Here is a 20,943-nt window from a genome sequence, read left to right as displayed (position 1 = left end):
GCCCCCTATTCGCTCGAGCCGGAATCGGTCATCTCGGACGTGTCGGAACTGTCATCCGAGCCCTCGTCCTTCGTCTTGGTCGCAGCATCGCGCGACGTTCCCTGCGGCGTGCTGTTGGCCGTGCTCACGTCCTCATCCGAGGCCGACTGTTCGTCGGTCAGCGAGGTAATGACCAGCACTTCCTCGTTGTTCTCGGCCGTCGTCTGAGCGCGCACCACAATGGTGTAGTACACATCGTTTGCCGATTTCTCAACCGACGAGACGGTGCCGAGCGGTAGACCCTTGGGGAACACGCCACCGATGCCCGAGGTCACGATGATGTCGCCAACCTTAACATCGGAGTCGACGCTCACGTACTCAAGACGCAGCGTGCCGTCAGCCTGACCCTGCAGCATGCCTTGGGCGCGCGTGTCCTGCACCATAGCGGACACGCCCGAGTTCTCGTCGCCAATCAGGCGCACGGTCGATGTCTTGGCGGAAACTTCGATGATCTGGCCGATAACACCGGCCGAACTCGTCACAGGCATGTTGATGGTAAGGCCGTCGGCAGAGCCCTTGTCGATGGTAACGGTCGAGGTCCAGGCATCGCCGGAGGCACCGACAATACGAGCTGCGGTCGATTTAAGGTTGTAGGTCGACTGCAGGCCGACCAGCCCCTCCAGGCGCTCGGCAGTCTTTTGAGCCTCAGAAAGCTCGGCGACCTTAGAGGTCAGTTCCTCGTTTTGCTTCTTAAGCTCGTCAAGCGTGTCCTGCGACGCCGTAAGGTTAGAGAACACGTTGCCAATCGCATTGAAGGGAGCCGCCACAGCCGAGCCCACAAAGCGCACCGGTGAGGTAATCGTCGTTACGCCCGAACGCACGGCATGAATCGGTCCTGCCTCGCCCTCGCGGATGTAAAACGTGAGCAGCAACACCGAAATCAGGCTGAAAACAATCAACGGGCGCATACCCGTTGATTGTCGCTTGGTATTCAGATTTGTGGAGAAACCCGAAGATCGTGCCAAATGGAATCCACCTTTTGGAAATTAAGCATTGGTCTGGACGAAGCCGCCATCAAACGCATTGGCCTCGAGCACGCGGGCACAGCCGTTAACGACGTTATCGAGCGCCGTGGGGCTGACGTTGACCGAAACACCGGTCTCATCGCGCAGGCGCACGTCGAGACCGCGCAGCAGCGCGCCGCCACCGGTCAGCAAAATGCCGTAGTACATAAGGTCAGAGGCAAGATCGGGCGGCGTGGCATCGAGGGCGTCCTTGACGGCCTTGGCCATCTCGTCGAGCGGCTTGTTGAGCGCGCGACGAATCTCCTCGCTCTCGATGCGCACGGTCTTGGGCAGACCGGTGATCACGTCGCGGCCGTTGACCTCGACGTCGAGCTCGTCCTTGAGCGGCACAGCAGAGCCGACCTTGATCTTAATGTCCTCTGCCGTACGCTCGCCGATGGCCAGGTTGTAGGCATCGCGAACGTGCGTGAGGATTGCCTGGTCGAACTCGTCACCGGCAATACGGATAGACTGCGAGACGACGATGCCGCCCATAGCGATAACGGCAACCTCGGTGGTACCGCCACCGATGTCGATGACCATGGAGCCGGTGGGCTCCTCGACGGGCAGGTCGGCGCCGATAGCGGCAGCCATGGGCTCCTCGATCAGATAGGCCTGGCGGGCACCGGCCTGAATCGTGGCCTCAAAGACAGCTCGCTTCTCGACCGACGTGACGCCGGAGGGAACGCAGACGACAACGCGCGGACGCGGAGTCCACGGATAGCGCTTCTCGGACGCCTTGTCGATAAAGTAGCGAAGCATGGCCTCGGTAACGTCGAAGTCGGCGATGACGCCGTCCTTCAGGGGACGAACGGCCACGATGTTGCCGGGCGTACGGCCGAGCATGCGCTTTGCCTCGATACCGACCGCCAGGATGCGCTCGTCGTTCTTGTCGATGGCGACAACAGAGGGCTCGCGAATGACGATGCCCTTGCCACGCACGGAGACAAGCGTATTTGCGGTGCCGAGGTCGATGGCAAGATCGCCCGCATAGCTACCGAAGAACATATCCATCAAAGAAAACAACGCAACTCCTGATGTGTTGGATGATTGCTGGAAAACTACTAGCTCATCATACTAGCGCAAGCCCGGCACCTCACTTGCGGTGAAGCGCCGGGCAAAGCTAAATCCCATAAGGTCACTACTGGTTGTCAGCAGCCGAGAAATCCATATCGAGCGAGGAAACGGCCCAGCCGATATGGTTATCGGAGCGCACGAATTTGACGGTGTACTCCTGCTCGCCGCCCTTGGACAGCGATGCCTTAACCTTGGCGGTCGTCTCGGTCATGGACTGATCCATGCCCTCGACGGACACGGTGGCACCCTGCGGAATCGAGGAGATGATCATCGACTTGGCGTCCTCGGACAGGCTCGAGGCCAGGCAAGAATCGGCCTTTGCGGTGTCACCGTCGCCGGCAGCCTGGAACAGATCGGTAACGACAGACTCCTGGGACGGGAAGCCAAAGCCGCGCGTGTAGGCAAAGCCCAGACCGCCCGCGGCGATCAAAATGAGCAGAAGCAGCACGATGAAGACTTTGAGACCCGTGTGGCGATGGCGACGACGGACCTTGGCCTGCTTACGGTCCTGACGGTCCTGCTGGACCATCTCGGACTCGGACAGCGTAAAGAAGCCGGTGTCCGAGGGATCGGGCATAAACTGACCGGTCGCGCCCGTAGGATCGAGCGGATCGACGGCAGGAGCGTCCATCGCGGGCGCCGGAGCCGTAGCCATAGCCGTCTGGGCAGACAGCGCGGCAAGCGAATCGTGCACGCGGGCAAGCTCATCGGCCTGCTCGGAGGTGAGCTGGTAGATGCCATCGGCAGTAGCGGCGTTAAAGGCGTCGAGTGCGTCGGAGGGACGGCCGGCGGCAGAAAGTGCCTGACCCATGCCGGCGTTGAGCGCACGCGTATCGTCGCGGGGGCCGGCAAAGTCGATAGCCGTGCGGTAGGTCTCCACGGCATCCGCCGGACGGCCGAGCTTAATGAAGCAACGACCAAGCTCGCCGAGTGCGGCGGCAGGAGCCGGATTGGCGCCGTCGATGGCAGCCTGACGGAAGGCAGTACCCGCGTTGGCATAGTCGCCCGACTGGAACAGCGCGTTACCCAGGCCGAGATAGGCCTTGAACGGCGTGGCATAGGAAGCGTCCTGCGTAGCGGCAGAAAACGCCTGAGCGGCCGTCGTGTAGTCGCCCACGGCGGCGAGAGCCTTTCCGCGGTTGGTGAGCAGTGCGCCGCGCTTGCCATAGGTGCCGTCGTTGAGGGCGGCGGCATAGGCCTCGGCGGCCTCGGCATACATGCCCAGGTGCATCAAGGCGTTGCCACGAAGGTGATCGGCCTCGCCCATAATCTCATCGGGAGTCTTTGCCGCCCCAAGCATCTGGGCTGCAGCGGAAAAATCACCCGCGCGGTAAGCGGCGCGGCCCTGTTGGATCAGCTGGCTATTCAAGGAAGTCCCCTTTACTCGTGAACGATCTCGACATGGACGATCTCGTCGCCGGCACGCAGCTGCGAAATCACATCGAGACCCTCGACCGTGGTACCAAAGACGGTGTAACCGGAATCGAGGTTATGCTGGGCGCCCAGGCAGAAGTAGAACTGCGAACCCGCGGAATCGGGGTCCATGGAGCGTGCCATGGCAAGGGCACCATCGACATGGCTGTTGCGCGGATTGGTGGCAAACTCGCCCTTGATGCAGTAGCCGGGACCACCAGTACCGGGCATGCCGTCGGGGCCCTCAAGACCGGCAGCGACGTCGGCGCCGGACATATCGCGGGTATTGGGGTCGCCGCCCTGGATGACAAAACCGGGCACATAGCGATGGAACTTAAGGCCATCATAGAAGCCCATCGTAGAAAGCTCGCAGAAGTTCGCGACATGAATGGGAGCGCCCTCGCCGTCAAACTTGACCTTGATGGTACCCTTCGACGTCTCGATAACGGCGCACTCGTCGCCGGTAAGCTGATACTCGGGCGTGTAGAGCTCTTTCTTAAAACCAAACATGTGGTTCCTTCCTCGTGCGTTTAAAGCATATTTGTACGAATTGTAGCAATAAGCATGCGCTTACATCAATTGCGCACGTAGGTTATGCCGACTATGGCGAACTAATTTTAGGAACGCTGCTGCGGCTTCCAGGAACCCACATTGGCGTCGTACTGGTTCAGTGCGCTGTTGCCGCCCTGCGCGATGGGCGCCAGGATATCGCTTTGGTGGGAACTCATCGACTCACCATCGGGAATGGCCAGCGAGATGTCCCAGCTCTGACAGATCACGTCGACACGCTCGTACATCCACTCGGCAAGCTGCTTTAAGTGGGCAATGTCGTCCGCATAGACCGTATCGTCCTGGTACTTAAGGTTGCTGAGCTCATCTTGCGTCTTTTTAATCTGGTCGCGCAGGGCGTAAGCACTCTGCGACAGCTCCTGACGGGTGGACAGCGGCGTTCGGAGATAGCCGTTGTTAAAGGAATCGATGACCTCGCCGATCTGGTCCTCGTCACCGTAGGACACGATGGTCTGATACAGACCGTCGAGCCTGGTATAGAGCTGATCATCGGTCAGCACGGTTTCTTCCTGGACCACCTCGGCAGAATCGTCTTGCTTGGTATCGTCCTCAGTCGCCTCGCCCTTTTGGCGCGTGGGGAAGGTGGTTTGTGCAGCTTGGCCAAACTGGTCGTAGAAGCCAGGCATGACACCCATGGGATCGGTCGTCACGAACCAATAGGCACCGCCGCAAACGACGGCAAGGACCGCGATGACGATGAGCGGCTTGGGGATATGACGCTTGTGCTTGTGATAAGCGTCCTCGTCGGGGTGCACCTTGCGCTTGGGTTTTTGAGCATCGTCGTGCAGGGAAACGGGCGTGGGAATGTCGACCTTGGGGATACCGAAATCCTTATCGAAAGCCGGCAGCACGCAAGTCTCATTGGGGTCGGCGGCATCCGAAAGAACCGCGGCAGCCGAGGCGGGCGCATGAGGCACCTCGGTATCGATCTGCTCTTGCGTTAGGCGCGGAAAGCCCGCCGTGCGGCCCGCTGCCAGGTCGGATGCGGCCGCGTCCTCGGAGAGGATACCCGGAGCGGGGCGTCCGCATTTGGGACACGTACGATCATGCGGAGAAAGACGGGCACCGCAGCCCTCGCAGAACACGAACTCGGTGTGCTCGGGGCCATCGCCCGGACCCACATAGGCGTTGCAGTAGGGGCAGAACGAGGCGCCGTCCTCGATAGTCTTAAGGCAATGCGGGCAGATCACGGCATCCTCTTTTCGAAGCAATTCAAACAATCGAGGTTAGAGCATAACATCGCCACGGCCCCACAGGAGCAAGGCACCAATTCAACATCGGCAGGGCGCGTAGTTACTTCTTCTTTTTGCTTGGCATCGAGACTTTGATGCCTTGGGCGGACTTGGTCACGCGAGAGCGCTTGGCTCCGGTACTCTTCTTTTTCTTGGGCTGGGCCTGGGCCACGCCCTCGAGTGCGCGGGCCTCGGCCTCGCGAGCGGTGCGATCTTCGCGGCGCTGCGCCATGTCGGCGGCGACGCGCTTGGCAAAACGTTCGGCCGTCGAGCCCGTCGAGCTCACTTTGCCGCCACCGCGACCCAGGCGGACGCGCACACCGCGGCCAAAACCAGTTGCGGCATGACGACGACGCGGCTTGAGCGAATCCATCATCGTGGCGAGCTTAAAGAACACCGAGCAGGTAAAGACCACGATAACAGCCAAGATAACCATCTGGCCCATCGACAGGTTGGCAATAGACAGCAGCTCCGGGAATCCGATAACGCCCACCAGGATGCCGGCGACTACAAACACAAAGAGCACCACACGTAAGGGCGTGAGAGGCTGCGAGATGCGCCAGATTAGGCTGACGCTCGCCGCGCACGACGTAAGCAGGCACATCGTAGACAGCGTGAGCTGGCTAAAGCCAAACACGCGCGCCACAAAGATGTCGAGCGCCGCAGCCAAAATGACCGCAATCGACGCCGGCAGTGCACGCTTGAGTACGTTCGTCAAAAACGCACCCTTCACACGAGCATTGTTGGGCTCCAGGCCCAACACAAAGCCCGGCGCGCCGATGCAGAAGAAGTTAATGAGCGTCATCTGGATGGGCTCGAAGGGGTACGGCGGCAGCGCGATACACAGCGCCGCCAGGCCCATCGAGAACAGCGTCTTGGTCAGGAACAGTGAGGCCGAACGCTGCAGGTTGTTGATGGAGCGACGGCCCTCGGCCACCACGGCGGGCATCGAGGCAAAATCGTTGTCGACGAGTACGATTTCGGCCACATTACGCGCGGCATCGGAGCCGGCCGCCATGGCGACGGAGCAGTCGGCCTCCTTGAGCGCCAGCACGTCGTTGACGCCGTCGCCCGTCATAGCCACGGTGTGCTCGCGGCGCTTGAGCGCCTGCACGAGCTCGCGCTTCTGCTGCGGGGTCACACGACCAAAGACATGGTAGCGGTCCACTGCGGCATCGAGCTTGGCCGGCGTATCGAGCGTCGTGGCGTCCACATAAGCGTCCGCCCCCGGCACGCCCACCACGCGCGCGATCGACGACACCGTACGCGGGTCGTCGCCGCTGATCACGTTGAGGGTCACGCCCTGCTCGTTAAAGTAGCCGATGGTCTCGGCCGCCGAGGTACGAATCTCGTCGCGGATGGTCACAAATCCCACGGGCTCGGCCTCGCCCACCATATCCCCATCGGGCGTAAAGCCGTCCACGCGCGCCACCACGAGCACGCGGCAGGTATCGGCAAGCTCGGCGACACGGTTCTCGACCTGGGCAAACGCACGATCAGAGAGCACAAATTGCGCGGCGCCCATTACGTAGGAGCCCTGCGCAAAAGAAGCGCCGCTCCATTTTTTAGACGACGAGAATGGAATGACCGACAGCGGCTCAGACACCTCGACCGGGCGATCGGCGTAATAGTTGAGCAGCGCCTGGCAGGTCTCGTTGGCATCGGCCGAAGTCGCACGTGCCACGTTAGCCAGCGCAAAATCGAGCACTGTGGTATCGACGGGAACAGCCGCCTCGTCCGAGTCCACGCCAAAGCCAACACCCTCAACAGGCAGCGGATACGTGCCCTCGACCTCCATACGGCCCGACGTGATGGTGCCCGTCTTGTCCAGGCACAGCACGTCGACGCGAGCGAGTGTCTCGATGCAGTAGAGCTGCTGTGCCAGCACCTTGCGGCGGGCCAGGCGCACCGTGGCGATGGCGAGCACCGACGAAGTCAGCAGCACCAGGCCTTGCGGGATCATACCCAGCAGGGCGCCCACCGTGGACAGCAGCGCCGACGAAGGCACATGACCGGCCAACAGCTCGGAGAAGCACCACGAAAGCGCGCTATCGCCCGGGGTTCCCGCGGCATCCCACAGCTCGCTCACACTCGAGGCAAACAACGCCAAACCGAGCGGGATCATGATGATGCTCGCAAAGCGCACGATGGCGTTCAGCGCGTTCATGATCTCGGAATTAACCTTTTTGACGTACTTGGCCTCGTTATTAATTTTGGCCACGTAGTTGTCGGCGCCGACATGGATCACGCGGGCGCGCAGCAGGCCCGAGTCGATAAAGCTGCCGCTCATGAGCTCAGAGCCTGGCTGTTTCTTAATAAGGTCGCTCTCGCCCGTCAGCAGGCTCTCGTTCACGAGCGCCTCGCCCGACACCACCACGGCGTCGGCGGGAATCTGGTCGCCGCGCCCCAAGCGGATGATGTCGTCGAGCACGATCTGGTCCAGGTCGAGCTCCACCTCGGCGCCATCGCGCACCGCGATGGCCTTCTTGGAGGTCAGCAGCGTGAGCTTATCGACCATCTTCTTGGAACGCATGGACTGGATGACGCCAATAGCGGTATTGAGGAACACCACGAACAGGAACGTCAGATTCTTAAACGAACCGGTCAAAATGACCAGGAAAGCCAAGATCACGTTGATCAAATTGAACAGCGTGCAGAGGTTCTCGATGATGAGCTCTTTGACCGACTTGGTCTTGAGTTCCATGTTGCGGTTGATTTTACCGGCGGCGATGCGCTCCTCAACCTCGGCGGTCGAGAGTCCGCGCTCGATATCCGTTGCTGCCATACCACGTCCCATCACGTCGCGTCGGTATAAGAAAAACCGCCCGGACCATGCGAGGTTCGGACGGTCTTACGTTCGATGGTGCCCCATGTTGGATTCGAACCAACGGCCTTCTGCTCCGGAGGCAGACGCTCTAATCCCCTGAGCTAATAGGGCCAACGTTTGGCATTATACCCAAGTGCACCACGGGCTATCAAAAAAAAAGAAAAAGCTTTGCAATTCCGAGGAAGACGCGGCGCAACGGCCCACTTTAGAAGGCAAAAGCGAGTCAGATAGTATAAACTCTCATGCACCATATATACACGGCTCGCGATGCGGGCCGTTTTTGCAAAAGTTATCCATCGAGGTGAGAGGCACACCATGATTGCAATTTTAAAGCAGAGCGCCAGCGACGAGGCCGTCGGCCATATCGTCAGCTGGATTGAGAAAAAGGGCCTGAAGACCGATGTCTCGCGCGGCGAGAATGAGACCATCATCGGCCTGGTGGGCGATACGACCAAGATCGACCCGTTCCTGCTCGAGTCCATGGATGTCGTCGAGCGCGTGCAGCGCGTCTCCGAGCCGTTCAAGCGCGCCAACCGCAAGTTCCACCCCGAGGACTCCGTCATCGACTGCGGCCACGGCGTCAAGATCGGCGGCGATCAATTCCAGGTCATCGCCGGCCCCTGCTCCGTCGAGGGCGAGAACCTCATCCGCATCGCCCGCCGCGTGAAGGCCGCCGGTGCCACGATGCTGCGCGGCGGTGCCTACAAGCCCCGCACCTCCCCCTACGCCTACCAGGGCATGGGCCCCGCCGGCCTCGACCTGCTGTGCGAGGCGTCCGCCGAGCTCGACATGCCGATCGTCACCGAAATCATGGACCCACGCGACGTGCAGGTCTTCCTGGACAAGAAGATTGACGTCATGCAGATCGGCGCCCGCAACGCCCAGAACTTCCCCCTGCTCAAAGAGGTCGGCAAGACCAAGACCCCGGTCCTGCTCAAGCGCGGTATGTCCGGCACGATCGACGAGCTGCTTATGGCAGCCGAATACATCATGAGCGAGGGCAACGACAACGTCATCCTGTGCGAGCGCGGCATCCGCACCTTCGAGACCCGCACCCGCAATACCTTCGACCTCAACGCCGTGCCGGTGCTGCACCACCTGTCGCACCTGCCCGTCGTCGCCGACCCCAGCCACGCCACCGGCTACACCCGCTACGTTGAGCCCATGGCGCTCGCCGCGACCGCTTGCGGTGCCAACGGCCTGGAGATCGAGGTCCACGACGAGCCGAGCCGCGCCTGGTCCGACGGCGCCCAGGCCCTCACCCCCGATCAGTTCGATGACACCATGCGCCGCATCCGAGCCATCCGCGAGGTCGTCTGCCAAGAGACCATGGAGTAGCCCATGGGTACGGTGAGAAACGCGCGCGTTAACCAGGGCGGTCCCAAATGCGCGGGCATCGTCGGCCTTGGCCTCATCGGCGGCAGCTTTGCCCGCGGCTATGCGCAGGCGGGCGTTCGCGTGCTGGCCTGGGACCCCGATGACGATGTCATGACGGCCGCCAGCATGGGCACTGTCGCCGGAGAGCTCAACGACAAGACACTCGGCGAATGCGACATCATCGTCCTTGCCTGCTATCCCGAGGCATGCATCGAGTGGCTCGAGGCGCACGCCCAGGCGCTCGCCGACGCCACCGACACCGACGCCATCATGGGTCCCGTGGTGATCGACACCGTGGGCGTCAAGGGCATCGTGTGCGAGCGCGCCTTTGAGCTTGCCCGCGAGAACGGCTTTTACTTTGTGGGCGCGCACCCCATGGCGGGCACGCAGTTCTCGGGCTACGCGCACTCCCGCGCCGACCTGTTCCAGGGCGCTCCCCTGGTGCTCGTTCCGCCCGCGGTAGACGATGCCCTTAAGCTGGAGCTCTTGGGCCAGGTGCGCGAGATGGTGCGCCCCTTGGGCTTTGGCAAGTTCAGCGTGACCAGCGCCGCCGAGCACGACCGCGTCATCGCCTTCACGAGCCAGCTTGCGCACGTGGTGTCCAACGCCTACGTAAAGAGCCCGACCGCCCAGGTCCACCACGGCTTTTCAGCCGGTAGCTACCGCGATCTCACCCGCGTGGCGCACCTCAATCCTCAGATGTGGTCCGAGCTTATGATCGACGACGCCGATGCGCTCGCCTTCGAGATCGACCATCTTATCGAATCGCTCGGCGCCTACAGCCGCGCCCTTAAGGACCGCGACCAGCGCTATCTGGAGAATCTCCTTGCCGAGGGCGACCGCATCAAGCGCGCGCTCGACGACGAGGCCTCCCACTAGACCACCTATCACGCCAGGTCGAAAGGACCGAAGCTTATGGCGATTACCATCGATATCGACACTGCACGCCCCTACCAGGTGCATGTTGGCACGTTTTTGCTGGAGCAGGCGGGACCGCTCGTGCGCGCCACTGCCGGCGGCACCAAGGCCGTCATCGTGACGGACACCAACGTGGGCCCGCTCTACCAAATGCCAGTTAAGCAGAGTCTGGAGGCATCAGGCTACGAGGTGAGCATCTGCACCTTCGAGGCCGGCGAGGCCCATAAGCGCGCCGAGACCTATGTTGCCATTTTGGAGTTTGTGGCCGAGCACGAGCTTTCGCGCTCCGACGTGATCGTAGCACTCGGCGGCGGCGTCGTGGGCGACGTGGCGGGCTTTGTGGCCGCCACCTACATGCGCGGCTGCAAGTTTGTGCAGATCCCCACGAGTCTGCTCGCCATGGTGGATTCGTCGGTGGGCGGCAAGACGGCCATCGACCTGGCTGCCGGCAAGAACTTGGCCGGCGTCTTTTGGCAGCCGAGCGTGGTTATCGCCGACGTGGGGTGCCTGGCCACCCTCACGCCCGAGCAGTTCGCTGACGGCTGCGGCGAGGTCGTCAAGCATGCCGTGATTGCCTATCCGGAGCTTTTCGCCGAGCTGGAGAAGACCCCGCTCACGCTGGAGCTGCTCAACCAGGATGTGGCCCGCGTGGCGCTTATCATCGCCCGCAACATCGACATCAAGCGCGCCGTGGTCGTTGCCGACGAGCGCGAAACCAACCAGCGAAAGCTCCTCAACTTTGGACACAGCGCCGGACATGCCGTCGAGGCCTGCGAGAACTATGAGCTGGGGCACGGCAACTGCGTGTCAATCGGTATGGGCATCATCACGCGCGCCGCGGCCTTGCACGGCATTTGCGACGCCGAACTTCCCGCTCGCATCGAGGAGCTCTGCGCGCGCCACGGCCTCAAGACCCGCTGCGAGCTTTCGGCCGACGCCGTCTTTGCCGAGGCACTCCACGACAAAAAGCGCGCCGGTGACACTATCGAACTGGTAATTCCGCACGACATTGGCCGTTGCAGCATCGACCGCACGCCGCTTTCCACTTTCCACGAACTCATTGCCGAGGGCCTCGGCCAGAAGGGAGACGCATCCGCATGCTAGCCCGCATCACCCCGTCCCCGCTCAAGGGCACCGTTCCCGCCATCGCGTCCAAGTCGATGGCGCATCGCCTGATCATCTGCGCTGCGCTTGCCAACGGCGAGACACACGTCACCTGTAACACCACCTGCGCCGACATCGAGGCTACGGTGCGTTGCCTTACGGCCCTGGGTGCTCGCATTGAGACCGTCGAGGACGGCTTCCAGGTCCACCCCACCATGAAGAGTATTGAGTTTGGCCTGCTCAAAGCACTTGCAGGCGGCACGCTCGACTGCGGCGAGAGCGGCTCCACGCTGCGTTTTATGCTGCCCGTCGCCTGCGCGTTAGGCGCAGAGGCCACCTTTGTGGGCCAGGGTCGTCTGGGCGCCCGCCCGCTCTCTCCGCTCTCGGACGAGATTATCGCCGCCGGTTGCGACCTGCAGGGCCTGGGCGGTTTTCCGCTCAAGACGAGCGGACGCATGCGCCCGGGCACCTTTGTGCTGCCGGGCAACGTGAGCTCGCAGTACATCTCGGGCCTGCTGCTGGCAGCCCCGTTGCTCGCCCAGCCCTCCTGCGTGCAGGTGACCGGCCTCATTGAGAGCCGCCCCTACATCAACCTGACGATCCAGGCCATGAAGGCCTTTGGCGTCGAGGTCAACGTCGAGCGCATTCCCGCCAAGGACGGTCAGCCCGAGGTCACGAACTTCCGCGTGAGCAGTGGCTCGTACCGCACGCCCGGCAGCGTGGCCGTCGAGGGCGACTGGTCCAACGCCGCCTTTTGGTTGTGCGCTGGCGCCATCGGCACCGACCCCATCACCGTGGAGGGCGTGTCGCTGAGCTCCGCGCAGGGCGACCGCAACGTGCTTGCCGCGCTTTCGCGCTTTGGCGCCCGCATCGTGCGCTCCACCAACGCCGCCACCGTGCAGTCCGACAAGCTCGCCGGCTTTGAGATGAGCGCCCACGACATCCCCGACCTGGTGCCCGTTATCTCGGCCGTGGCCTCGCTGGCTCAGGGCCGCACGTTCATCCGCGATTGCGCCCGTCTGCGTATCAAGGAATCCGACCGCCTGGTCACCACCACCCGCGAGCTCACCGCGCTGGGCGCACAGGTGCGCATTGCCGGCGATGACCTCATCATCAGGGGTGTCGATGCCTTCACCGGCGGCGAGGTCGATTCGCACAACGACCACCGCATCGCCATGATGGCCGCCATCGCTGCGAGCCGCGCCACCGGCGAGGTCGTGATCCACGGCGCCGAGGCCGTCAACAAGTCCTATCCCGATTTCTTCGACCACTACCGCCTGCTGGGCGGCAAGGTCACGCTCGAGGAGGAATAGCATGTCCTCGACCTTTGGCAACGTCTTGCACTTAAGCATCTTCGGCCAGTCGCACTCCCCCGCTATCGGCTGCTCGCTCGATGGCATCCCGGCGGGCATCGCCGTGGACCAGGAGAAACTGCAGGCCTTCCTCGACCGTCGCGCCCCCGGTCGCGACGAGACCGCGACCAAACGCCGCGAGGCCGACGCCGCCCACATCATCGCCGGTGTTGTCGATGGACATACCACCGGCGCGCCCATCGCCGCGATTATCGAGAACACCAACACGCGCTCCAAGGATTACTCCGAGCTGCGCCGCAAGCCCCGCCCCGGGCACGCAGACTTTCCGGCGCGTGTGAAGTACCACAACATGCACGACGTCGCCGGCGGCGGGCACTTCTCCGGCCGCCTAACGGCCCCCTTATGCATCGCCGGCGGTATTGCGCTGCAGGCACTCGAAGCCCGTGGCATCAAGGTCATGGCGCACGTCGCGCAGATCGGCGGCATCTCCGACCTGCCCATGGACGACATGGTCTATCGCGAGGCCGACCGCAAGGCGATCCTTACGAACGACCTGCCCTGCATTGACGCTGCCGCTGCCGGTCGCATGCGCGAGGAGATTCTGGCCGCGCGCGACGAGCTCGACAGCATCGGCGGCATCGTGGAGTGCGGCATCTACGGGCTTCCCGCAGGCATCGGTGACCCCATGTTCGACGGCATCGAGAACCGCATCGCGCAAATCGCGTTTGGCATTCCCGCTGTAAAGGGCGTGGAGTTTGGCATGGGCTTTGCCGTGGCCGCCATGCGCGGCAGCGAGAACAACGATCCGTATCGCATCGACGCCGAGACCGGAAAGATCGAAGTCGAGTCCAATAACGCCGGCGGCATCCTGGGCGGTATTACGACCGGCGCGCCCGTCATGTGGCGCATGGCCGTAAAGCCGACGCCCTCAATTGGCCGCGAGCAGCAGACCGTAGACATGGACGCCATGGAAAATGCCGAACTCTCGGTGCACGGCCGTCACGATCCCTGTATCGTCCCCCGAGCTGTCCCCGTAGCTGAAGCAGCAGCTGCCCTCGCGATTTGGGACGCCCTCCTTGAGGACGCCGCCCAGCGCTAAAAATCTCCGGGGGCCAGCTCCGGCCCCCACGCCCACCCAGTGATTTTTCTGGGACGGGGATTAAAAAATCATTAGGTACACAATGATTTTTTAATCCCCGTCCCAGAAAAATCACCGACACGTGAAAGGGGTCTCCATGGACCTTGCCGATATTCGCCAGGCCATCGATGCCATCGATACCACGCTCCTCAACAGCTTTGTCGAGCGCATGGACATTGCCACCGAAGTCGCCAAGTCAAAAATCGAGATGGGCAAGGCCGTCTTCGACCCCGCCCGCGAGCGCTCCAAGCTCAACAACCTCGCCAGCCGCGCGCCCGAGCGCTACGAGGCGCAGACCATCACCCTGTTCCGTCTCCTCATGAGCATGAGCAAGGCCGAGCAGCAGCGCTACATCAACGAACTCAAGGGCATCACTGTCTCGCAAAAGGCCCACGCCACGGCTGCAGCCTCCGACACGCCCTTCCCTCAAACTGCCACCGTCGCTTGCCAGGGCGTTGAGGGCGCTTACAGTCAAATCGCCGCGTGCAAGCTCTTCGACGTGCCCGACATCGCGTTTTTCGAGACCTTCGAAGGCGTTATGCGCGCTGTGCGCGACGGCTTCTGCGAGTTTGGCGTGCTGCCCATCGAGAACTCCACCGCCGGCTCGGTCAACGCCGTCTACGACCTGCTCGCCCAGTTCGACTTCCACATCGTGCGCTCGCTTCGCCTCAAGATCGACCACAACTTGCTCGCCAAGCCCGACACCAAACTCGCCGACGTGCGCGAGGTCTACAGCCACGGCCAAGCCATTGCCCAGTGCGCCGGCTTTATCGAGGGCCACGGCCTGCATGCCACCAAATACCCCAACACCGCCATGTCGGCCGAGATGGTCGCCAACTCCGAGCGCACCGACGTCGCCGCTATCGCCTCGCGCAGCTGTGCGGCGCTCTACGGCTTGGAGGTACTGGAGCCTAATATCCAGGACTCGGACAACAACTACACGCGCTTTGTCGTCATCAGCCGCGAGCCGCGCGTCTACCCCGGCGCCAACCGCACCTCGCTCATGATCACCACGGCCAATGAGCCGGGCGCCCTCTACCGCGTACTCGAGCGCTTCTACGCGCTCAACATCAACCTCATCAAGCTCGAGAGCCGTCCCATCCCCGGGCACGACTTTGAGTTTATGTTCTACTTTGACCTGGACTGCCCCTTTGGCAGTAAGGCCCTCGACGACCTGCTCGATTCCATCGACGACGTGTGCGAGAGCTTCACCTACTTTGGCAGCTACACGGAGGTGCTCTAGATGACCGATACCGCCGCAACCCGTCCCTACGGCGTGCTGGGCCGTGTGCTGGGCCACAGCTACACCCCGACCATCTACAAGGAGCTCGCTGGGCTCGAGTACGTGCGTTTTGAGCGCGAGCCCGAGGACCTCGCGGCCTTTATGATGGGCGACGAGTGGGAGGGCACCAACGTGACCATCCCCTACAAGCGCGCCGTCATGGAGTATCTGAACGAGCTGAGCCCGCTCGCCGAGCGCATGGGCAACGTCAACACCATCACGCGCCTACCCGACGGCCGCCTACGCGGCGATAATACTGACTACTTCGGTTTTCAGTGCCTGGTCGAGGAGCTGGGTGTGGAGGTTGCCGGCAAGAAGGCTCTCGTACTCGGCGCCACTGGCGGCGCCGGTACCACGGCAAGTATGGTGCTGGAAGACCTGGGCGCCATCGTTGTGCCCGTGGGTCGCACGAGCGAGGTTAACTACGACAACATCGCGCAGCAGTCCGACGCCGCCCTGCTCGTCAGCTGCACACCTGCCGGCATGTTCCCCCATTGCCCCGACGCGCCTTGCACGCTCGAAGGGCTCGATGCGCTCGAAGGCGTTATCGACATTGTCTACAACCCCGCCCGCACGGGCCTGATGCTCGAGGCCGAGCGCCGCGGGATCCCCTGCATCGGCGGTCTGCTCATGCTTGTTGCCCAGGCAGCACAGGCCGTCGAGCGTTACACCAGCCAAGCCACCCCGCGCGAGCGCATCCTGGACGTAACGGAGCGCTTGTCCCGCCGCGAGCAGAACATCGCGCTAATCGGCATGCCGGGCTCGGGCAAGACCCGCGTGGGCGAGCAGATCGCCCAGCTCACGGGACGCGAGCACATCGACCTCGATCGCGCCCTCGAGGAGCGCCTGGGCATGCCCTGCGCCGACTTTATCGTCGAGCGCGGCGAGGCGGCCTTCCGCGAGCAGGAGACGGCGGCGCTGGCCGACATCTCCAAGCGCAGCGGCCTGGTGCTCTCCACCGGCGGCGGCGTGGTCACGCGCGACGAAAACTATCCGCTGCTGCACCAGAACAGCCAGATCGTGATGCTCAACCGCAAGCTCGACGAACTTGCCCACAAGGGTCGCCCCATCACCGCCCGCGATGGCATCGATAAGCTGGCGGAACAGCGCATGCCGCGCTACCGCGCCTGGGCCGACTACATCATCGACTCACGCGACTGCGCCGCCAACACCGCCCATGCCCTCCTCGACACCCTCCCACCCGCTCTCTAACCAAAACCACCACAAAGGGGGCAGGCACCTTTGTGGTGGTTTTTCAACCGCAAAGGAAGCAACCATGAAAGCACTCGTCATTAACGGCCCCAACCTCAACATGCTCGGCATTCGCGAGCCAGGCATCTACGGCAGCGACAACTACGATCGCTTAGTGCAGATCTGTCAGGAAGCGGGTGCCGCACAGGGCTTCGACGAGGTCGAGGTCTTCCAGTCTAACCACGAGGGCAGCATCGTCGACAAGATCCAGGAGGCCTACGGCAAGGTCGACGGCATCGTCATCAACCCGGCTGCCTACACGCACACCAGCGTGGCCATCCTGGATGCCCTTAAAGCCGTCGCCATCCCGGCTGTGGAGGTCCACATCAGCGCTGTCGAGACCCGCGAGGACTTCCGCCAGGTAAGCTACGCCCGCCTGGCCTGCTTCGCCACCATCACCGGCGAAGGCCTCCAAGGCTACGCCCATGCCCTGGAGCTGCTGAGGGAGCGTCTCGAAAAGTAAGCAAACGGTGACAATTCACGAACGCTGATTCGCGTGACTACAACGCCAGTGCCGGCAGCAGCAATCTCGCTGCTGCCGGCATTTTATTACTGGCATATAATCGTTGCAGTCACACAATGTCTGGAGACCCGCATGCTGAGCATTCATCTGGGAGATTACCCCGGCTCCATCTACGATACCAAGACCTACTTTAGGAACTCGTACTTGGATTCATGGTTCGAAGACCCCATGGCTGCGCAAATTATTAAAGGCGTTAACGGATCGGAGCTCATCGGCTCTCACAACATCATAAGCAAGCAGCTGGGCTCGATCAGCCCGCTCGAGTTATCCGGCGGAGTAAAGACGCTCCTGCTTGTCCGCAATCTCCCCAACATGATCTTTAATGCTTCCACCTGCGTCGATAACTGCGCCCGTTGGCTGCTCAAAATTGGCAAAGAACAGGATGTGCTGGTAACCCTTTACCACATCATGAAGTTCCCCTGGAAGCGTTTTGAGATTCGCATCGATAACGATGGCCGCATCGTCAGGAACATGCAGGAGTTTGTTGGTGCCACGAATGATTTTCTGGATGTTGAAGATGCGACTAGAATGCCGCACTAAGTTCTATTGCCGTAATCGCTGAATGCGGTTGCGAAAGACTTATCGGAGTGTTCGAGGGCAGAGCAGTAAGCCACGCAAAACGTTTAAAACCGAGGCTACGCCCATGCGTGGAGTCGCTGAAAGGCCAATCCACATCAGCAAGATGAAAAAAGCCCAGACCACCAAGCGGTCCGGGCTTAACAAACGATGGTGCTCCATGGCGGATTCGAACCGTCGACCTTGGGATTAGAAGTCCCCTGCTCTATCCAACTGAGCTAATGGAGCAAATAGCCGCACGCCCAAGCAAGCGCAAGCCTGTCAGGCGCAAGTAATTATAACCTAGTTGAACTGCTCGCGATACGCCTTGCAGACCTCATCGACCGGGCCGTCCATGCGAAGGTCACCCTTCTCAATCCAAACGGCACGCTGGCAGATGCGCTCAACCTGCTCCATAGAGTGCGAAACGAACAGAACCGTCACGTCGCCGCTCTGAATAAAGTGCTGGATGCGGGCCTCACACTTTTGCTGGAAGAACACATCACCGACGGACAGCGTCTCGTCAACGATCAGAATATCGGGCTCGGTAATCGTCGCGATTGCAAAGGCGATACGCGCCACCATGCCCGAAGAGAAGTTCTTAAGCGGCATATCGACAAAGTTCTGCAGCTCAGCGAACTCGATAATGCCGTCAAAGTTGGCGTCGATGAACTCCTTGGTATAGCCGAGCAGGGCGCCGTTCAGATAGATGTTCTCGCGGGCGGTCAGCTCGGGGTCAAAGCCGGCGCCAAGCTCAATCAGCGGCGCGATGTTACCGTGCACCTTAACGCTGCCCTCGCTAGGCTCAAGAACGCCAGCGATAATCTTGAGCATCGTAGACTTGCCGGAGCCATTGGTGCCGACCAGACCCACAACCTCGCCGCGATGAATATCAAACGAGATGTGCTTAAGCGCCCTAAACTCCTCAAAGAACAGCTCGTGCTTGGCAAGCTTAATGAAGTACTCCTTGAGGTTGGTCAGCGACTCGGACGCCATGTTAAAGATCATGGTGACGTCGTCGACCTCGACAGCCAGAGGCTGCTCGCTGTAATCAACAACAGATTCAGTCATCACAGCACTCCTTAGATGTAGAGGATAAATTTGCGCTCGGACTTATGGAACACGGTATAGCCAATAATAAGCGCAAGAACCGCCCAAGCGACGCACATACCAAACGTCATAAGCGAGGGCGTAGTCTGGAACAGGAAGATATCGCGCATAAACTGCAGGTAGTTGAACATGGGGTTCGCATACATCAAGATACGCACGAGATGCGGCATTTGCGCAATATAGTCAGTCGTCCAGAAGATGGGCGTAATGTAAGTCCACGCCGTAATGACGACGCTCCACAGATGCATAACGTCGCGGAAGAAGACCGTAAGGGCAGAGAGCATCATGCCCAGGCCCATGCAGAAGCACATAAGCAGCAGCAGGCAAACCGGCAACAGAATCAGGTGCCAAGAAGGCATAACGCGGAACCACAGCATGACGATGGCGACGGCGACCAGCGAGAAGGCAAAGTTGACCAGCGAGAAGAGCACCTTCTGCACCGGGAAAACCCAGCGGTGCACCTTAACCTTCTTGAGCAGAGGGGCAGCGCCCACGATCGACGTCAGGGCCTGGTTAGTAGACTCAGACATGACGGCAAAGGTGATGTTACCCACGATCAAGTACAGCGGGTACATCTCGGGCGTCATTGAGCCATTGCGGCCCTGGCCAAAAATCGTCGAGAACACGATGGCCATGACGATCATCATCAGCAGCGGGTTGAGCACCGACCATGCGACGCCCAGAACGCTACGGCGATACTTGATCTTAAAATCCTTGGTAACCAGCTGACGAAGGATAAACGCGTCCTTCTCAAATTCGTTCTTAGCAAACGTCGCAGGCAGACTGCGAGTTTCTTGTTGCTTTGTCTGATCCGACACGGATGCAACTCCTTTACTCGTAATCGTTGATAAACGAACAGTATAGACCCGACGGCCATGCAAACGATTCGCGCAACAAAACTGGAGAACTAACCCACATCTTAGGATGCCAGGCCCAAACGGCTATACTTTCTAGGATTGAATGTATAAGGAGCATTAAGTGAATTCTGAATCCATCGCCGTCATCATCCCTTGCTACAACGAAGCGCTCACGATCGGCAAAGTCATCGACGACTTTCACCGCGAGCTTCCGCAGGCGACGGTCTATGTCTATGACAACAACTCGTCGGACGATACCTCACGCATTGCCACCGAGCACGGCGCCACAGTCCGCTTTGAGCCCCGTCAGGGAAAGGGCAACGTGTGCCGCCAGATGTTTCGCGATATCGACGCCGATTGCTACCTGATGGTCGACGGAGACGACACCTACCCCGCCGAGGCGGCCAAGGCCCTCTGCGAGCCCATCCTTAACGGCACGGCCGACATGACCGTAGGCGATCGCCTTTCCAACGGCACCTACGCCGAGGAGAACAAGCGTGCCTTCCACGGCTTTGGCAATAATCTGGTCCGCGCCATGATCAAGTGGATCTATGGCTACAGCTTCGATGACGTCATGACAGGCTACCGCGCCATGAGCCGCCCGTTCGTTAAAACCTTCCCAGTGCTTTCCGAGGGCTTTCAGATCGAAACCGAGCTCTCGATCCACGCCGTCGACCACCGCTGGCGCATCAAAGATGTGCCCATCGAGTACCGCGACCGTCCCGAGGGTTCCGAGTCCAAACTCAACACCGTGAGCGACGGCATTAAAGTCGTTGCGATGATCGGCACGCTGTTCAAGGACTACCGCCCGCTGAAGTTCTTCAGCCTCGTTGCGCTTCTGTTCGCGGTATTCGGCCTCGCCCTGGGCATGCCCATCGTTGTCGAATATTTCCAGACCGGCCTCGTCCCGCGCTTCCCCACCGCTATGCTCGCCGCCTCGTTTATGTTCCTGTGCGGCCTGAGCCTTGCGACCGGCTTCATCCTAGATTCTGTAGCAAAGGTCGAAAAAAAGCAGTGGGAGGTCAACGTGTACAGCAAATACGCCTACGACGACCAGCCCGGCCACCCTACTTCCATGCCAAGCGAGAGGTAGATCTTCCGCAAAATACTATTGGCACCACTGCGCAGATAGCCACCAACAAGAAAAGCCGCCGTTAAAGAACGGCGGCTTTTACTCTCGAAAAGTTAATAGCGGCTAGAGCGTCTTGATGTACTCCCCCAGCTCTTCCTCCCAGTCGGGCATGTGGAAGCCGGCAGCCTCGAGCTTGGACAGGTCGAGCGCGGAGTGGACCGGGCGCGGGGCGACGGGGCCCTCGGCGCTCGCGTAGTAGTCGGCGGTCGATACCGGCACGA

18 protein-coding genes and 2 tRNA genes are annotated in these 20,943 nt (G+C 61.1%); 10 read left to right on the top strand and 10 right to left on the bottom strand.

The window, feature by feature from the left end; translation table 11 throughout:
- Positions 1 to 5: 5 nt before the first annotated feature.
- From mreC to AAAX34_RS04895, 7 genes are all read right to left on the bottom strand, one after another.
- The gene (mreC, locus tag AAAX34_RS04925) at positions 6 to 947 is read right to left on the bottom strand and encodes a rod shape-determining protein MreC (protein ID WP_349110257.1); all 942 of its coding nucleotides are present in this window, start codon (positions 945 to 947) and stop codon (positions 6 to 8) included.
- 78 nt (positions 948 to 1,025) lie between these two features.
- The gene (locus AAAX34_RS04920) at positions 1,026 to 2,057 is read right to left on the bottom strand and encodes a rod shape-determining protein (protein WP_006236061.1); all 1,032 of its coding nucleotides are present in this window, start codon (positions 2,055 to 2,057) and stop codon (positions 1,026 to 1,028) included.
- A gap of 127 nt (positions 2,058 to 2,184) precedes the next feature.
- Positions 2,185 to 3,489 (bottom strand): tetratricopeptide repeat protein, encoded by a 1,305-nt coding sequence (locus AAAX34_RS04915; RefSeq protein ID WP_349110256.1) that lies wholly within the window; start codon positions 3,487 to 3,489, stop codon positions 2,185 to 2,187.
- Positions 3,490 to 3,500: 11 nt separating this feature from the next.
- On the bottom strand, positions 3,501 to 4,043 hold the full coding sequence (locus AAAX34_RS04910; RefSeq protein WP_349110255.1) for a peptidylprolyl isomerase: 543 nt from the start codon (positions 4,041 to 4,043) through the stop codon (positions 3,501 to 3,503).
- Positions 4,044 to 4,150: 107 nt separating this feature from the next.
- Positions 4,151 to 5,314, bottom strand: a complete 1,164-nt coding sequence (locus AAAX34_RS04905) for a zinc ribbon domain-containing protein (RefSeq protein WP_349110253.1) — start codon at positions 5,312 to 5,314, stop codon at positions 4,151 to 4,153.
- A gap of 82 nt (positions 5,315 to 5,396) precedes the next feature.
- The gene (locus tag AAAX34_RS04900) at positions 5,397 to 8,120 is read right to left on the bottom strand and encodes an HAD-IC family P-type ATPase (RefSeq protein WP_349110251.1); all 2,724 of its coding nucleotides are present in this window, start codon (positions 8,118 to 8,120) and stop codon (positions 5,397 to 5,399) included.
- Between the two features lie 76 nt (positions 8,121 to 8,196).
- Positions 8,197 to 8,273, bottom strand: a tRNA-Arg gene (locus AAAX34_RS04895).
- Positions 8,274 to 8,477: 204 nt separating this feature from the next.
- Here AAAX34_RS04895 and aroF point away from each other — a divergent pair.
- The 9 genes from aroF to AAAX34_RS04850 all read left to right on the top strand — a co-directional run bounded on the left by aroF (position 8,478) and on the right by AAAX34_RS04850 (position 17,608).
- A complete protein-coding gene (gene aroF / locus AAAX34_RS04890) occupies positions 8,478 to 9,500 on the top strand; it encodes a 3-deoxy-7-phosphoheptulonate synthase (RefSeq protein WP_195503099.1) in 1,023 nt (340 codons plus the stop codon).
- A gap of 3 nt (positions 9,501 to 9,503) precedes the next feature.
- Complete coding sequence (locus AAAX34_RS04885; RefSeq protein WP_349110249.1) at positions 9,504 to 10,418, top strand: prephenate dehydrogenase/arogenate dehydrogenase family protein; 915 nt, start codon at positions 9,504 to 9,506, stop codon at positions 10,416 to 10,418.
- 36 nt (positions 10,419 to 10,454) lie between these two features.
- Positions 10,455 to 11,561, top strand: coding sequence for a 3-dehydroquinate synthase (gene aroB, locus AAAX34_RS04880; RefSeq protein WP_349110248.1), 1,107 nt, complete (start codon positions 10,455 to 10,457; stop codon positions 11,559 to 11,561).
- A complete protein-coding gene (gene aroA, locus AAAX34_RS04875; RefSeq protein ID WP_349110247.1) occupies positions 11,555 to 12,874 on the top strand; it encodes a 3-phosphoshikimate 1-carboxyvinyltransferase in 1,320 nt (439 codons plus the stop codon). The genes aroB and aroA overlap by 7 nt, the downstream gene beginning before the upstream one ends.
- A gap of 1 nt (position 12,875) precedes the next feature.
- On the top strand, positions 12,876 to 13,973 hold the full coding sequence (aroC, locus tag AAAX34_RS04870; RefSeq protein ID WP_349110246.1) for a chorismate synthase: 1,098 nt from the start codon (positions 12,876 to 12,878) through the stop codon (positions 13,971 to 13,973).
- Positions 13,974 to 14,109: 136 nt separating this feature from the next.
- Positions 14,110 to 15,255, top strand: a complete 1,146-nt coding sequence (gene pheA, locus AAAX34_RS04865) for a prephenate dehydratase (protein WP_349110244.1) — start codon at positions 14,110 to 14,112, stop codon at positions 15,253 to 15,255.
- Positions 15,256 to 16,506, top strand: a complete 1,251-nt coding sequence (locus AAAX34_RS04860; protein WP_349110243.1) for a shikimate kinase — start codon at positions 15,256 to 15,258, stop codon at positions 16,504 to 16,506.
- A 64-nt stretch (positions 16,507 to 16,570) separates the two neighbouring features.
- The gene (aroQ, locus tag AAAX34_RS04855; protein WP_055309849.1) at positions 16,571 to 17,008 is read left to right on the top strand and encodes a type II 3-dehydroquinate dehydratase; all 438 of its coding nucleotides are present in this window, start codon (positions 16,571 to 16,573) and stop codon (positions 17,006 to 17,008) included.
- A 132-nt stretch (positions 17,009 to 17,140) separates the two neighbouring features.
- Complete coding sequence (locus tag AAAX34_RS04850) at positions 17,141 to 17,608, top strand: DUF4869 domain-containing protein (protein WP_349110241.1); 468 nt, start codon at positions 17,141 to 17,143, stop codon at positions 17,606 to 17,608.
- A gap of 187 nt (positions 17,609 to 17,795) precedes the next feature.
- On the opposite strand, the gene AAAX34_RS04845 is transcribed toward AAAX34_RS04850, so the two are convergent.
- From AAAX34_RS04845 to AAAX34_RS04835, 3 genes are all read right to left on the bottom strand, one after another.
- A tRNA-Arg gene (locus tag AAAX34_RS04845) sits at positions 17,796 to 17,872 on the bottom strand.
- A 54-nt stretch (positions 17,873 to 17,926) separates the two neighbouring features.
- Positions 17,927 to 18,694 (bottom strand): ABC transporter ATP-binding protein, encoded by a 768-nt coding sequence (locus tag AAAX34_RS04840; protein ID WP_006236046.1) that lies wholly within the window; start codon positions 18,692 to 18,694, stop codon positions 17,927 to 17,929.
- An 11-nt stretch (positions 18,695 to 18,705) separates the two neighbouring features.
- Positions 18,706 to 19,551, bottom strand: coding sequence for an ABC transporter permease (locus AAAX34_RS04835; RefSeq protein WP_022094778.1), 846 nt, complete (start codon positions 19,549 to 19,551; stop codon positions 18,706 to 18,708).
- A 160-nt stretch (positions 19,552 to 19,711) separates the two neighbouring features.
- On the opposite strand from AAAX34_RS04835, the gene AAAX34_RS04830 reads away from it, so the two are divergent.
- Positions 19,712 to 20,683, top strand: a complete 972-nt coding sequence (locus AAAX34_RS04830) for a glycosyltransferase family 2 protein (protein WP_052044190.1) — start codon at positions 19,712 to 19,714, stop codon at positions 20,681 to 20,683.
- The last annotated feature ends 260 nt before the right edge of the window (positions 20,684 to 20,943 follow it).

It is taken from the genome of Collinsella sp. CLA-ER-H4, from assembly GCF_040092395.1.
GTDB lineage: Bacteria > Actinomycetota > Coriobacteriia > Coriobacteriales > Coriobacteriaceae > Collinsella.
This window is presented reverse-complemented; position numbering and strand designations above follow the sequence as displayed.

Coding starts and splice junctions, on each gene's coding strand:
- mreC (WP_349110257.1), bottom strand. CDS start 947: ATGCGCCCGTTGATTGTTTTCAGCCTGATTTCGGTGTTGCTGCTCACG.
- AAAX34_RS04920 (WP_006236061.1), bottom strand. CDS start 2,057: ATGGATATGTTCTTCGGTAGCTATGCGGGCGATCTTGCCATCGACCTC.
- AAAX34_RS04910 (WP_349110255.1), bottom strand. CDS start 4,043: ATGTTTGGTTTTAAGAAAGAGCTCTACACGCCCGAGTATCAGCTTACC.
- AAAX34_RS04900 (WP_349110251.1), bottom strand. CDS start 8,120: ATGGCAGCAACGGATATCGAGCGCGGACTCTCGACCGCCGAGGTTGAG.
- aroF (WP_195503099.1), top strand. CDS start 8,478: ATGATTGCAATTTTAAAGCAGAGCGCCAGCGACGAGGCCGTCGGCCAT.
- AAAX34_RS04885 (WP_349110249.1), top strand. CDS start 9,504: ATGGGTACGGTGAGAAACGCGCGCGTTAACCAGGGCGGTCCCAAATGC.
- aroB (WP_349110248.1), top strand. CDS start 10,455: ATGGCGATTACCATCGATATCGACACTGCACGCCCCTACCAGGTGCAT.
- aroA (WP_349110247.1), top strand. CDS start 11,555: ATGCTAGCCCGCATCACCCCGTCCCCGCTCAAGGGCACCGTTCCCGCC.
- aroC (WP_349110246.1), top strand. CDS start 12,876: ATGTCCTCGACCTTTGGCAACGTCTTGCACTTAAGCATCTTCGGCCAG.
- pheA (WP_349110244.1), top strand. CDS start 14,110: ATGGACCTTGCCGATATTCGCCAGGCCATCGATGCCATCGATACCACG.
- AAAX34_RS04860 (WP_349110243.1), top strand. CDS start 15,256: ATGACCGATACCGCCGCAACCCGTCCCTACGGCGTGCTGGGCCGTGTG.
- aroQ (WP_055309849.1), top strand. CDS start 16,571: ATGAAAGCACTCGTCATTAACGGCCCCAACCTCAACATGCTCGGCATT.
- AAAX34_RS04850 (WP_349110241.1), top strand. CDS start 17,141: ATGCTGAGCATTCATCTGGGAGATTACCCCGGCTCCATCTACGATACC.
- AAAX34_RS04840 (WP_006236046.1), bottom strand. CDS start 18,694: ATGACTGAATCTGTTGTTGATTACAGCGAGCAGCCTCTGGCTGTCGAG.